The organism is Nostoc sp. NMS8 (genome assembly GCF_017115045.1).
Lineage (GTDB): Bacteria > Cyanobacteriota > Cyanobacteriia > Cyanobacteriales > Nostocaceae > Nostoc.
In genome coordinates, this window is the sequence record NZ_JABXKK010000089.1 from 61217 (window position 1) to 75754 (window position 14538).

At 40.9% G+C, this 14538-nt stretch carries 14 protein-coding genes; 4 read left to right on the forward strand and 10 right to left on the reverse strand.

Annotated features, from left to right (window positions below; translation table 11 throughout):
• Positions 1–63 precede the first annotated feature (63 nt).
• The 4 genes from HWQ39_RS18320 (at position 64) to HWQ39_RS18340 (ending at position 4256) form a co-directional block, all read left to right on the forward strand.
• On the forward strand, positions 64–531 hold the full coding sequence (locus HWQ39_RS18320) for a hypothetical protein (protein WP_292847986.1): 468 nt from the start codon (positions 64–66) through the stop codon (positions 529–531).
• A gap of 358 nt (positions 532–889) precedes the next feature.
• Positions 890–2101 carry an EAL domain-containing response regulator gene (locus HWQ39_RS18325; protein ID WP_292847988.1) on the forward strand — a complete coding sequence of 404 codons (1212 nt, stop codon included), beginning with the start codon at positions 890–892 and terminating at the stop codon, positions 2099–2101.
• A 249-nt stretch (positions 2102–2350) separates the two neighbouring features.
• Positions 2351–3694, forward strand: coding sequence for a sorbosone dehydrogenase family protein (locus HWQ39_RS18335; protein WP_366932284.1), 1344 nt, complete (start codon positions 2351–2353; stop codon positions 3692–3694).
• Positions 3695–3851: 157 nt separating this feature from the next.
• Complete coding sequence (locus HWQ39_RS18340; protein ID WP_292847994.1) at positions 3852–4256, forward strand: phosphomannose isomerase type II C-terminal cupin domain; 405 nt, start codon at positions 3852–3854, stop codon at positions 4254–4256.
• Positions 4257–4351: 95 nt separating this feature from the next.
• Here the strand turns inward: HWQ39_RS18340 and HWQ39_RS18345 are convergent, their stop codons facing one another.
• The 10 genes from HWQ39_RS18345 to dndC form a co-directional block, all read right to left on the reverse strand.
• Positions 4352–5110, reverse strand: a complete 759-nt coding sequence (locus HWQ39_RS18345; RefSeq protein WP_292847996.1) for a HEAT repeat domain-containing protein — start codon at positions 5108–5110, stop codon at positions 4352–4354.
• Between the two features lie 149 nt (positions 5111–5259).
• Entirely contained in the window at positions 5260–5826 is a 567-nt protein-coding gene (locus tag HWQ39_RS18350; protein WP_292847999.1) for an N-acetyltransferase, read from the reverse strand.
• Positions 5827–5844: 18 nt separating this feature from the next.
• Positions 5845–6036: a hypothetical protein gene (locus HWQ39_RS18355; RefSeq protein ID WP_292848002.1), complete on the reverse strand. Its 192-nt coding sequence runs from the start codon at positions 6034–6036 to the stop codon at positions 5845–5847.
• Between the two features lie 140 nt (positions 6037–6176).
• Positions 6177–6590, reverse strand: coding sequence for an ABC transporter permease (locus tag HWQ39_RS18360; protein ID WP_292848005.1), 414 nt, complete (start codon positions 6588–6590; stop codon positions 6177–6179).
• Positions 6575–7873, reverse strand: coding sequence for an AmpG family muropeptide MFS transporter (locus tag HWQ39_RS18365; RefSeq protein WP_292848008.1), 1299 nt, complete (start codon positions 7871–7873; stop codon positions 6575–6577). The genes HWQ39_RS18360 and HWQ39_RS18365 overlap by 16 nt, the downstream gene beginning before the upstream one ends.
• Before the next feature lie 143 nt (positions 7874–8016).
• On the reverse strand, positions 8017–9474 hold the full coding sequence (locus tag HWQ39_RS18370) for a DNA phosphorothioation-associated putative methyltransferase (RefSeq protein ID WP_292848011.1): 1458 nt from the start codon (positions 9472–9474) through the stop codon (positions 8017–8019).
• 51 nt (positions 9475–9525) lie between these two features.
• Positions 9526–9912 carry a DNA sulfur modification protein DndE gene (gene dndE, locus HWQ39_RS18375; RefSeq protein WP_292848014.1) on the reverse strand — a complete coding sequence of 129 codons (387 nt, stop codon included), beginning with the start codon at positions 9910–9912 and terminating at the stop codon, positions 9526–9528.
• Between the two features lie 104 nt (positions 9913–10016).
• Positions 10017–12002, reverse strand: coding sequence for a DNA sulfur modification protein DndD (gene dndD / locus HWQ39_RS18380; RefSeq protein WP_292848017.1), 1986 nt, complete (start codon positions 12000–12002; stop codon positions 10017–10019).
• Between the two features lie 206 nt (positions 12003–12208).
• Positions 12209–12829 (reverse strand): Uma2 family endonuclease, encoded by a 621-nt coding sequence (locus HWQ39_RS18385; RefSeq protein ID WP_292848020.1) that lies wholly within the window; start codon positions 12827–12829, stop codon positions 12209–12211.
• 75 nt (positions 12830–12904) lie between these two features.
• Positions 12905–14521, reverse strand: coding sequence for a DNA phosphorothioation system sulfurtransferase DndC (dndC, locus tag HWQ39_RS18390; protein ID WP_292848023.1), 1617 nt, complete (start codon positions 14519–14521; stop codon positions 12905–12907).
• Between the last annotated feature and the right edge of the window lie 17 nt (positions 14522–14538).

Consider the following 14538-nt stretch of genomic DNA (forward strand, 5'->3'; position numbering starts at 1 on the left):
ATTGGAAAATATTTATATAAGCAGCTTTAGATAACTATTGTTTGATAATAGCTATTGTAATCTATGCAAGCCTTACCTCAGCTTCTAGGGCTACAAAGCTTAGAGTCAATAATTGACTGTTTGTCGCTGATGGTTGTGCCAGAAAAATCACTATTAGATGCGATATCTACGAAGTATTACGCCTACGTACTGATGTTAGTACGGGGTGAGAGTGTCTTGTTTTCTTCATCTTCACAGGTAGTAGAATGCTTCACTAAGCATGATATGGTAATGCTTGTAGCTTCTGGAACTAGCTTGAAAACAGCCAATATTTTTGAAGTTATACATAACTTGGTTATGACATTGAACATGTCAGAATTTTCGGAGACAGTCTCAATGTTATTACTGGTATACCAGCAGCAGTTGGATCTACTAGCAGTTGTAGATAACCAAGGTTGCATTATCAGTAATATTACCCCCGAAATTATCTGTGAAGCACTAGCACAAAAAATAGAGAAAACTAGAGTTAAGACTAGTATTAGTTTCTTTTAGCTAGAATATCAGATTTTTATTGAGAGACAATTACTCAAGTACCAGTGGTTACAAGCACGCGTTATAGTACGTAAAGATACGATAGGCAAACCTACTCGCCTCATTAGAGTTTCTGTGAAGGATTTGGATTTATACCGTAAGTATGATAACAGGGTCATACAGACGAATACGCGCGTGCATCACATAATCGTGACCGAAATATTGAATGATGTGTTGATTATCGGTAAGTCAGAAGTGGGAAAATTAGGGTATAAACTAACATCCTTCAAGGTAAAAGTTTTGCCACAAATATGCTGGAATTATTGACAAAGATTACCGTCATTTTCCATTAAAAAATAAAATATAAACCGAGGTAATTATGCCCAAAATTTTAATAATAGAAGATGAGGAAGCAGTCCGTGAAAACATTTTGGATTTACTAGAAGCTGAGGATTTTGAAACTATTGCTGCGGCGAATGGTAGAATCGGGGTACATTTGGCTATCTGTGAAGTTCCCGATTTAATTCTCTGTGATATGATGATGCCAGAAATAGATGGTTATGGTGTGCTAGCAGCGTTACGCCAAGAGCCATCAATGGCAACAATTCCCTTCATTTTTCTAACTGCCAAATCTGCTAAATCTGACTTCCGTCAAGGTATGGATATGGGTGCTGATGACTATATAACTAAGCCGTTCACTCGGTCTGAGTTATTAAGTGCCATCATCAATAGGTTAGAAAAGCACGCTAATTTAAAAAAGTATTTGTCTCCTCCGACTGTCATTAACAACTTGTCTCCCAAAATGCAGTTGTTAGAAATTAGCTTACATCGGGCTATCAAACAACATAAATTCCCAGAATTTGAAATTTATTATCAACCAATACTCGATATTGCTTCTGGTAAAATAGTCGCTGCTGAAAGTTTATTGCGCTGGCAAAGTCCAGAATTGGGGATGATTTACCCAACAGAATTTGTCCCGTTAGCAGAGTCTACAGGTTTAATTGTTCCTATTGGTAAATGGGTATTAAAAAATGTATGTAAACAAATAAAAAGCTGGCGTGATGCTGGAATTAATTCATTAATGGTTGCTGTAAATCTCTCAGTAATTGAATTTAATCAACCAGATTTTATTCATAAAATAGTCAATTTTATAGCTGCTAATGATTTAGAACCACATTACTTAGAGTTAGAACTGACTGAAAGTATGATCATGCAAGATGTAAATAGTGCGATCGCAACTATGAGCAAACTGCAATCCTTGGGCGTAAAAATTGCGATCGATGATTTTGGTACGGGCTACTCTTCTTTAATTTATCTGAAAAACCTACCCATTAACACATTGAAGATAGATCGTTATTTTATCCATAATGTTGCTAACGATTTCCAGAAGTCAGCCATTACCAAAGCATTAATTCAAATGGCTCATAATCTCAATTTAGATGTAGTTGCTGAAGGTGTAGAGACGGAAGCAGAACTGGATTTTCTGCGCCAACACAACTGTAATTATATGCAAGGTTTTTTATTCAGTCGTCCCTTACCAGCAGCAGAATTTGAAAACTTTTTGTTAACTAACAAATGCTTATATGTTTAAATATTGGGAACTGGGGATTGGGGATTGGGATTGATTCGTTCTCATCCTCCCTTGTTCCCTGCTCCCCCTGCTCCCTTATCGTAAATTAAAGGGTTTAAATCCCCATCTGAAATGTTTTGAATTTTGAATTGTTAACCCTGCACCCCTGCTTGTTCCCCAATCCCCAGTAATCAAAATCAAACTTTAGACTGGCGACAGTTATTAAGCCTCAAGTCTAGAGTGGGAAAGTTGTGCATAGTGTCTACCACCATGAAAGTCCCTGCGCGTTTTTTGCTGCCAGTTTTTTTACTGACTTTGGCAGCAGCCTGTAACCAGACTCGCGCGTTCTCAGATAATCCTACGCCACAAACATCTGTACCTTCTACCCAACTGACACAAAATCCTACACAGCCAAAAAATGTTGTCAGTACTGAACCACTTTCGCCTACACCTATCCGAATCAATCTGAAAAATTTACCGGCACCTTTCGCAACAGAAAGTGCCTCCAAGCGGCCTGAGGTTATGCCCATTCCGCAAAATCCGGTGCTGCGCGTACCGCCAGGTTTCACAGTGAACGTTTTTGCCGAAGGTTTAGATGCCCCACGCTGGCTAGCTTTAACCCCCAGTGGTGATGTCTTAGTAACTGAAACCGGGCAAAACCGCATTCGTTTGTTGCGTGACAGCAATGGCGATGGTATAGCCGACGTTCGAGAAACGTTTGCTAGTAGGGATAACGGACTCAATAGACCTTTTGGGATGGCTTTTACAGGTAATTCTTTTTTTCTGGGAAACACGGATGCTGTGGTGCGTTTTCCTTATACTCAAGGTCAAAACAAGATTACAGGTAAGGGAGAAAAAATTGCCGATTTGCCTGCTCAAGGTTATAACAATCATTGGACGCGCAATGTCGTTGTCTCTCCCGATCGCAATAAATTATATATTTCAGTTGGTTCAGGAACCAATGTAGATGAAGAACCACTACCAAGGGCTTCGATACAGGTGATGAATTTGGATGGTTCCCAGCAGCAAACTTTCGCTTCCGGCTTGCGTAATCCTGTTGGTTTAGACTTTCATCCTGTAACTAAGGAACTTTATGCCACTGTTAACGAACGGGATGGAATTGGTGATGACTTAGTGCCAGACTATCTGACACGCGTTAAACAGGGGGGATTTTATGGCTGGCCCTATGCTTATCTGGCACCAAACAATCTCGATCCGCGCCAAAAGACGGATGATAAAAGCAAACGCCCCGATTTAGTAGCCCGTACTCAAACACCAGATGTGCTGTTCCAGGCGCACTCAGCAGCATTGGGTTTGCAGTTTTATGATGGTAAAACGTTTCCTAAAAAATACCAGAACGGTGCAATTGCTGCTTTTCGTGGTTCTTGGAACCGCGATCGCGGCACTGGTTATAAAATTGTATTTGTTCCCTTCGATGCTAAAGGGCGATCGCTTGGCTACTACGAAGACTTTCTCACAGGATTTTTACTAAATCCTTCTGTACCAACCACTTGGGGACGACCTGTAGGTTTACTCGTGTTGCCAGATGGTAGTCTACTACTCACAGAAGAAGCTAATAATCGGATTTATCGGATTCAGTATACGGGGGGTTAAACAATTAAAAATTCACGGATAGGATATTTTACCTGTCGTAAAGTTAGAGCAGTTGTCATCAAGAAATATGTTGTGATTACATCTTTGTATCTTGGTTTATCTTGTTTACGGTAAATTACTGAAAAATACTAATACTTATCTGGTTGAGAAATTAATTATGACTCCCAATGAAAATAATACTCAGTCAAATATCAACGAATTGTCTCCACATTCAGGTACACGATATTGGGGTGAAGTCGAGGTAATCGAGGAGGGAGAAAACTATAGAATTAGTCGTGTGGAAATCAAGCCCAGGCACGGTATTAAACCACAAATTCATTATCACCGCAATGAACATTGGGTTGTAGTTTCCGGTGTAGCTAAGGTGACTTGTGGAGATGCAGAAATATTATTGAATCGAAACGAATCAACTTATGTCCCCGCATCAACCCTACATAAGGTAGAAAATCCTGGACATATCCCGCTAATTATTCTGGAAATTCAAAATGGTGAATATTTGGGTGAGGATGATACTGAGCGCCCTTATGACTTAAATTTGGTCAAATCTGTAGCTGAAGATTAGTAAGGGCGTGGGAATGAGGAGGAAGATGAGGAGCATGAGGGAGAAATAATCAATCCCCATACCCAATCCCCAATCTCCAGTCCCCAATGCCCAAATCAAAACCACCCTTCTTGTTCCAAGGTTTCAATTAGCTGCAAGCCACGGGGATCGCCCACTCCTAAAAGTGAGGCTTTAGCGTCTTCTCGGACTCCCAAATCTTGGTCTTCGGCAAAGGCTTGAATTAGGGCATCGATCGCTGTAGCATAAACTACATTAGAAGGCAGTTCGCGGCACAGTTGACCAATTGCCCAAGCACAGTTACTCCGCACAGCTGCTACAGGATCTTGGACTAAGGCTTCAATTAAAGGTGGTGTTGCCCCGATAACTGCTTCATAACCCACTTCTGCCATCTGTGCTAAGGCGCTAGCAGCCCACAAACGCACTGCGGAAATGTCAGTTCTTAAGGCGTCTGCTAGGGGTGCTAAAGAACGGCGATCGCGACAGTTTCCTAAAGCCCAAACAACACCTTTACGCACATAGCCATTCCAATCACTGTTTAGTTGAGCAATTAACGGACTCACTGCCTCTGAACTAGGATTACGTCCGATGCCATAAGCTGCACTCACCCTTACTAAGGGACAGATATCAGTTAATAGACGAATCAGATGGGGCGTAGCACGTGCATCTTCAATATCACAAAAAGCACGTGCCGCTAACATTCGTTGCTGGGGCTGGGGATTTTCCAGCAGGGCTAGCATCACTTCTGGATCGGGCTTTGCCACAACTGATTCGGCAGTTAGCGGCTCTATTTTATCTAAGGGGCTTTCTAGCTCCTCCTCAATATCGAGTAGGCTTAGATCGTCTTCGTCATACATAATTTCATTTCAATCCCTTTTCAGGATTGATGATATATAATCCCCCGCGCCAAATAAGTTAAAACTTTATAAGTATTAGTTGCGTAATTATACACTTTCCTTCCACCTCGTTGAATTTTATCCAAACGAGAACTTCCATAACTTAGACGCTAAAGTATGTTATCGCTATCCTTGAGTTTATTTTCTGCACTCAGGAATTTTACCATCCAGATGGATTGGGTTTGATAACCTAACTGATTGTAAAGATTCAATGCGGGTTTGTTTGATTGAAACACTTGCAGTCCAATCTGGCGATCGCCCCTTTGAACAGCCCAATTTTCCACATATCGCATCAAGGCTGTACCAATACCCCGTCGCCGATGTTCTGGTACAACGTAGAGGATAAAAATGTGAGCATGACGGTTCCCATGTACTTGATCTATAGCATTGCCCACCCAAAGGCAGGCTATGGGTGGATGGGGATTGCTCATTGGGAATGAGGTATGGAAAGGAATTTTCCCCTGCTCCCTGCTCCCTGCTCCCTGCTCCCCCTCCTCTTCTACCCACCACAAGGGCGTATCGCTAGAAAAATATTGTTTAACTGTTTGCTCTAGGTGGGAAAAATCCTCATTGGGAGAGAGATCCTGGTAAGTTCGCTGCATGAATTTAAGCAGCAGCGATCGCTCCAAAAGGGAGCCACGGCGAATAATATACCCAGGTAGTAGTTGCTCAGACACTTAAATACGTTTATTGACTTAGCTGGCTAAGTTAGGTGTTGCTGGTGGTAAATCAGTTGGAGTGGGTTGAGAAGTTACCCCCACCTCTTCAATTGGTGCGGGTGCTGCCATATCGGAGGGCAAAAAGATCCGGGCGCTGACTGCCACTAGGGCAAAGAAAAAGACTAATACTGCAAGCAGTGGGGCGATATATTGACGAAAAATAGCCATATTTTAGATTGCAAAAATCTAGTAACTTTTATGAGAACTAGCTAAAAATTTGTGAAGTATTCTTGATTTATTTTAGCGATTTTATGTGTATCGGGAATAGGGAATAGGGAATGGGGCAATAGTTCTCTCCCCCTGCTCCCCTACTCCCTCTGGCGATCGCTCTCCAATTCGTCAAGTACTCTTTCGCAATACCAATTTTCCGGTCTTCCAGGATAAGTTTCCTTTGCCTGTTCAATTAACCTTTCGGCAGCGGCAGTATCACCGGATAATTTAGCGATTAGCCTGTTTTTGAGATAGCTATCAGATAAACCCTCCTCTACCTGGTTTGGTATGCCTTCATTTATAGTTGATGGCCGGGACTGCTCTCTTCGCAACTGCCAAAATAAAACGTAATAAAGTGTACCAAAAATTAAAATTAGGCTGAGTGTTCCGAAAAAAGTTAGGAGGTTAAATGCTAGATATCCTAAAACTAACTGCGAGAGAACATACCCCAGTAATAAACCAGTGAGTAAGAGAATAAATGTGCCGACAGCAATAACTACTTGATTCCCCATATATCCTCTTCTTCGTCAAGTCCTGGTCTGGATAATACTACCACTGGCTTTGGATTCCAAGGGGCAAAGAATGGCAATAATAGTAATCCCGGCAAAGCAGCTATTGCTGTCAGTAGAAAGAATGTAGACCAGCCTGTGGTTTGTGCCCATGTACCTGCTGGAGCCGTGAGGATATCTCTACTAAAAGCCTGCAAACTCGAAAGTAAGGCGTACTGTGTAGCGGAAAAGCTTTGGTTACAAAGACTCATCAAAAATGCTACAAAAGCAGCAGTTTCTAAACCAGCACAGAATTGTTCTATATTAACGGCAGCTAACATTAGATAGAAGTTTTTACCTACTACTGCTAACGCAAAGAAAGCCAAGTTGCCGACAGCCTGCATGATGGCGAATATCCAGAGCGCCCGATTAACACCAATTTTGGTCATGACTGCTCCTGCTGCCAATGTACCAATAATAGTGGCGAAAATTCCTAGCGCACCAGGAAATGCGATGTCAGTTTGAGTGAAATGTAAACCTTTATCTAACAAAAATGGGGTGGATACATTCTTAAGTAAAGAATCCCCCAACTTGTATATCACAATGAATACCAAAATTAAAAGTCCTTGTAACCATCCCTGACGCTGGAAAAATTCAATAAAGGGTAATTTGACGGCGGCGGATAAAGTCTGAGGCGGGCGATCGCGTAGGACTGGTTCTGGTGCAAAAATAGAACTTACCAAGCCCACGAGCATCAACAGCGACATCAATAAGTAAACAGCTTGCCAAGGCATTCTGTCTGCCAAAAATAGGGTGACATAACCGGTTACGAGAATGGCAACGCGATAACCCAATAAGTAAATAGACGCTCCAGCACCTCTTTCTTCTACTTCCACTACATCAGTGCGGTAAGCATCAACTAAAATGTCTTGGCTGGCGCTAAAAAAAGCAACAGCCACAGCAGCAATTATTAAGGGTTGTAGCCCTTGGGATGGGTGTTGTAGAGCCATTACAGCTATACTTAACAGTAATGCTACTTGTGTAATTACCAGCCAACCTCGACGCCGCCCCAAAAAAGGCGGTACAAATCTATCTAGTAAAGGCGACCAGAGAAATTTTAAAGAATAGGGCAGCTTTACTAAACTAAAAGCGGCGATCGCTGCCAAGCCGATTCCTTCTTTGGTCAACCAGGCTTGTAATGTCTGACTGGTTAAATACAACGGCAACCCTGATGAGAAGCCAAGAAATAACAAAGCTCCCATCTTCGGGCTGCCAAAAATTCGTAGCAGCGATTTATTTACTTCCACAATCTTGAAAATTCCTTGTTATTTAATTGAATTGCAGTTATCTTGCCATAACTGCTGTCTAATTTCGTATAAGCACACAAACCTGCTAAGATGTTTTTTATTTAAGATACATATCAGCAATACTCTAACAGGGTGGTTGTTCCTTAATTTTCCTTAATTGAATAAACCTGATGCCCCCTGATTTCTACTCTGTGTGCAGCAAGGCATTTTTCCCAACCTTCACGCGTACCGATGTCGCTTTTGCTATTGAGCAATCCTAATTCCTGTTCTTGTTGGGTGAGTTTAGCAAATTCTTCATAGCTTGGGTAGTTGCTAGTAACAAATGTTTCTTTCCGGTGCAAAATCGGTGGATTTGCCCTAGTTTCGTAGTCTCGGTGAGTGACGAAGAGGGTTTTTAAATCAATACCGATGCTGGCTTTTAACGCCGGATGGGGGTCAGTGTCGAATTCGGGGTAAGACAAATAGGATATTTGCGGCTTATCAGTGTGATATTTGATTAATGTAGCTTCATCGACACGCCCAATGGTACGGCTAGCGCAACCTTCACAAATTCGCAGTACGGGATCGAGTGCTGCTAATGCCGAAACATGGACGTAAAGCGCACCGCGCGTATGTTTACCAATTTTGCTTTTTTCACACGCAGTTTTAATCACCCCAGGTTTGCCTAAGCTGAAAAGCTTTTGGTCAGCAACTTGACAAGCTTCCTCATAGCTACTAAAAAAGGCTTTGATATCGTGACGCATTTCTGGGGCTAGCTTTTGCCATGCCGGACGTTTATCAAAGTGGGTGAGGGCGAGATAAACTTGGATATCTAGAGAACGATGATAAGCGATCGCATCCCATTCAGCCTCATCAGTAGCTTGCAAAACTACACCGAAGGCGCGGCGGAAGTTACCAAATTCGTTCAGTAATTCCTGTTCATTTTCCAATTCGCCTTTTACAGGTAGTCTACCGCGCTTGGTAAAAAAAGCCATGAGTGGTTGCAACTGTTCTTGATAGTCTTCAAACCGCTTAACAGGGATGCGGACTCGCGGTGTAGAGGTGGTAGAAAAGAAGCGGATAGCTTTGTAGCTTTCTTTTTCGGCTTCATCTCGAAAAACAAAGTATACGCCTAATGCTATGGGTACTGCATCTACATTTAAGACTTCATCAATATAGGTTTTGAGTTCTTCTTGTTCGTAATATTTCTGAAAAGTATTGCGGCGCGTCACAATGCCATCATTGTAAGCAAGTTGGGTTTTGCTGGGAGCGTTAATCAGGATTTGAGCCGCGACAATTAAAACTTTCCCGGTGAGTTCCCAAGCTTGGCGAAGGCTTTGACGGCGTTCTTCTGAGTCTTCAATGACGTTGAGGACATAACCTAGGTTAACCACATCGGCGGGGGTGCGTGGTACATCAGGATAGTAGTAAGGGTCCCAACCTGCACTGGTGTAGCCTAAGTTTTTTACTCGCTGCACATCACCACCGTAGCCGCAGCCGTAGTCAAAAAAAGTGGTGTCTTGATTGAGGATTGACCCTTCTATAGCCAATCGTACAGGGCGAGATATATCAATGCGAGCGATCGCGGCTCTATGACGTTCAATTTCTAGCGCTTCAGGCATAATATTATTTGTCAGTTAACAGTGAACAGTTAACAGTCAACTAATATCCTTTCAATTTTTAACCGCCAGTTCAATTAAATCTTCAATTTTCTTGATATTTGGATCGCCTGCTAAGTAACCAATACCGCGATGCAAATGTAAGCGGAATTGGCTGGCTAGGGTTTCTTTATCGGTGGGATAACCGTCATTATGACAGCGTTGCTTGAGGGCGAGGAGGAGAATATCGGACATTTCGCCGCCAAACACGCGCCAAGTCATTTCGACGTTGCTATCTTGGGGAATTGGGACGGGGGAGGGTGTGGTTGCTTCTGCGAGGGAACGGCAAAATGCCCAACGGCATAGGATATTCCATTGGTCGATTTTGGTACTGCGTCTGAGTTTGGTAAGTTGGTCTTTGGCTGTTTGAGAGAGTTTAATTCTTTCTATCGGGGATTCCATAATCTTTCTAAAAATTGAAGTAGTTTTTGCTCATAAACCCAAAGGCTTCAAAAAATTGCCTAGTTTACCGCCGCAGGCATCGCTCAATTTTTTAATAATATTTACTACCAAAAATATCCTGGTTGGATAGTTGTTTGGCGGGTGGAAGAGTCGTATTTGAGGAGATATTCACGCGCGATCACTTCATTTTCTCGCAGTGTTTCGACTTCTTTTTTCCCAATCTCAGTATCAGTAGATAACAAAATTACTTGATGGCTAGCAGATGGAAAGTAACGTTCAACTAAATTGTTGCGGTGTGAGGAGTCGAGTCTACCTAGCGGCGTATCGATGGCTACTGGTAGGCGGTGTCCAGAGACTTTGGCTAAACCCCAAAGGAATGCGATCGCTAGTAGTTGTTTTTCGCCTGCTGATAAACGATGTTTAGGAACAGGTTTACCATTTAAATCATAAAGCAAAAGGCTAAAAGTCTTAGTATCAATAGTGATGCGATGCACTAAATCTGATTTATGCAGCAGATAAAGGAAGCAATTTTTAACTTCCTCCTCTAACTTATTGAGTTTTCGCAGAGTTAGTTTTTCCCGAAAAGTCTTGAGTGTTTCTTGAACTTTTGCTGCTGAAGTAATAATATGTTCGCTATTTTTATGTTTAATATTTTCTACAGTATATTCACTTAATTCTTTTTTTAATTTGGCAATAATAGTTTCTAATTCAACTATACGACGGCGGATTGTTTCGTAATTTGCTTTAGCTTCAACAACTTGATTTTGTGCCGATTCTAATGCTTGACGCAGCTTTTTATAATCTTCTGGTGCTGCTGCTGTTTGCACTTGCCTTTCTAAAGTATGAATTTCTTCTTCTTTATTTTTGAGAATAGCTAATTTATCTTTTGCAGAAAGTTTAGAATTTTGTAAGTGGTAGATAAAATTATCTAGTTGACTTAATGTTTCATCATCAGCTAATAACCAAGGTGCTTCTGTCTGGAGATTCTTTGCATATAAACTATCCACATCTTTGCTTAAAAATGATTGTATTTTTTCAACTTGTATCGGAGAAATTTCTTCTTGATTTAGCCAAGTGAGTAAACGCTGATCTCGTTCAAGTAACAAATCTTTATAATTTTGTACTTGTTGATGACGAAATTCTTTTTCTCCCTGTGCTTGCGCCTGATTAAGTAAATTAGGAATTAATGCTAGAGGTAAAACATCAGATGCTAATTCACACATTGACTGACGTACTTGTTCAATTTCCGCAGTTTTTGTATTTTGCTGTAGTTCTAGTTGATTGCGTTCTGCTGCAATCTTCCCACCTTCAGAAATAAATTTATCAAAGGCTTCTTGCTGTTTTTGTTCTAATTCTTCTACCTGATTTTTAAGAATTTCTACTTTCTCTTCTGTGGTTTGATAATCTTCTTGCTGTTGAGTTAACCTAGTTTCAATTTCTTCTAGGTTTGCTAAATCCTTACTATTACCAACTTCCTTAAGTTTACGGTTAACTAAAATATCTAAATCAACTGCTAAACGGTCTGCTAACTCTAAACCTAAAAGTCCGCGAATTGCATCTACTACAAGTGGCGGCGGTGTTTCCTGTTCTGCGAGTTCTTTAACTTGTTCACCATCGAAGAGAAATAAGTTAGAAATTCCTAATGGTAGAAGATTTTCAATATATTCATCCCAGATATTAACTAAAGCATCAGGCCATGTATCACTGTCGCCTAAAATACCTAATGTATCTTTACCGTCTTTAGGATTTTTTGTCCAACTACGCACAACCCGGTATTTTATTGGTTTGTCGTTTTCGATATGTTCAAAAAGTAATTCAATCCGGGTGTCTGTAACTGGATCTGTTTTGCTATTAACACATTGGTTAAGAAAATCGCTATAACTTAAATTACCACGGGTAGAACATTGGGCACGAGCGCCATAAAGAGCGAGACGAATGGCATCCATAAGGGTGGTTTTTCCGCCGCCATTCATCCCACCTAAGAGGATAATTGGGTGTGAGTTTTCCTCATCAGTTTTTGGATTAAGATTGATTACCTGTTTGCCAGTGTAAGGGCCAAAGTTTTGTAGAACGAGTTCAAGAAATATCATTGATTTTTAAGATTAACATGAATTCGACAGCGATCGCAGAAGCAGAAAGTTTGTGATGAAAGGAATCAGATAAAATTAATTAGATGATTTTGTCTGACTACTTATAACTACGCATTGAGAAAAAATATTTTCTATGAAATATAAATAATCCCATCACTAACTGTTAAGAAATGCGATCGCATCTGTCTCGGTGTTGGTAAGCGTGTCTAAATTTGCACACCTCCAGCTTGAAAAATCTGTTCGGCGGTTAAATTCAATTCTGGGAAAGTAGGAGAGACAATATGGGTATCGCCTCTAAATTGAGTAACTTGGTACTCACCATCAATTAATTGATAAATGGATATAGTAGGCAGTTTAGGATTGCCAATAAACTTCCTAGCGCCATAAGCCGCATAATCTATAATCCAATATTCGGGAATACCTATAGCTTCATAGTCAGCTAATTTTTTGTAGTAATCATCCCGCCAATTAGTACTAACAACTTCAATAACCAATGGAATAGATGCAGCTTGAGATACAGTTGATTCCTTTTTCCATAAAGGCTCATTCACTAAATTTGGTCGATTGATTATTAATATGTCTGGTGAATAAGCTGATTCACCTTCAGATGGTTTGACTAATACAGTTTTTGGAATGAAGTAGGGAAGTTTGTGTCGCCCAATTTCGATAGATATATTTAGCGCCAAAAAACCAATAACATCCTCATGATCTCCCACTGGTTGAGCCATTTCAACAATCACGCCATCATGTAATTCGTATCTTCCACCCTCAGGCCGCCAAGCTGCAAAATCTTTAAAAGTTACTAATTTGTGTATGGCTTGAATCATAGAACCTCGCCTGTTTTAAGATAACCCAACTTTGTCAAGCCTTCTTTAAGTAGTTTGGTTGACTCCGGTCTTCTATTATTCTGAGTTTTCCTTTTTAAATTTCATGCTTGCCCAAGTTACCTCTTCATCACTTTCACCTTCATCTATCTCATTAATAGCTGCAACATCACCCAAAGTCATCTGCTTGACTTTTGCAACATCACCTTGACTAACTGCTTCGCTTAATTCGCGTTTCAAACGAGCGTTTTTAATCGCATCTTCTGGAGAACGGGAACTCGTATTAAAACATTTTTCTAGGGTTTCGTATATTCCCACGCGACGAGTCTTTTTGCGATACTGGCGTTCTGTGTCTAACAATTTCGCCATGAGTTCCAAGTGCATCGCGTCACCTTCACAGATTTCTTCTAATACTATCCATTCATCACGACCTAGTAGGCTATAGTCTGCACCAGGACGGGGATCTTGAAATTCTTCGCCAGTCACTTCTTGATAAATCCGGGGTAAGCTATCATCAAATTCGTGTTTTTCTTCTAGCCAAATGCGGCGAATTTCGCTCATTTCTTCTAGAGTAATTAGGGTGATATCGCGCATATTTTCTGGCGCTGTAAGACGGGTTTTTGTTTGCGCTTCTAATAATCGTCTAAGCCAATGTTCCCGCCAATATTTGATATAGGGGCCAGGTATTGGTTCAACAGAATGTTTTCCATCTTTATTTCGCTCAAAAAGCTGAACATCTCCCCAAATTCTTCTAAAGTCTCTCTTATCTCGGTCATCTTGAATATCTAGTTCATTACGAATATCTAATAGAGGCTGCATCCATTCTTTTTCTTCATCATTTTGGATCATAGCCTCCATTGATTTATCCTTATTCACTAGTGTGCAAACCCAGCAACCAAATCGTGAATCACCACAGCTAGGAGTAGAAGTATCAACAACTAGCGGACATTCATTATCGGCTGTTGCACCTCGATACATAGCAAATAATTCTTTATTACTTTGTCCCCAAGGATTATCCCACTGATTCAGGTATATCCAGACATCGTTATTACTCCAATCTTCAATAGGGGTATAAATTAAGGAGTTGGGTAGGCTGGCATTAGGACTCAGGCGATCGCGTACTCTATCAACTTGATGCTTTTTCATTGTGGCAGCACGTTTTGAGCTTTCTGCTTTGCGAGTACCCAATACAAGAATTGTTTCACCGTTAGCTCTAACTATTTCACGGATGAATTGATTAGCAGGATTAATTTTTAAACGTGGTGTACACCAGCGAAACTGGTTACGAGGTGCTGGATATCCTTTACCAATAAGATTTACCCAAAATGTGTCTTGAATTACTGGTTGTAGTAAATGTGGATCGATTGGCATCCCGTGTTTTTTTGCAGCTACTTTGAGATTCTGCAAGGATTTGCGAACCCAAGCAGACACTACAGGATTTTCTACCTGAGTATCGGTTGTAATTACATAGACTGTTTTAGTTCTTTTTTCTGGAGGAAGAGCAGCGATCGCATTCCACACAAGCTGCAATACTGTGCTAGAGTCTTTTCCCCAAGACACGCCTAAAACCCAAGGTATCTCATCTAAACAATACAATTCTTGAATTTCAATGGTGAGAACTTGGATGTAGTCCACTAACTCTGCTACAGTACGTGTTTGCTGACCTTTATTTTCTGCTTGTTGTGCTGTAGTCATTTCTCCTTCTCTCAGGA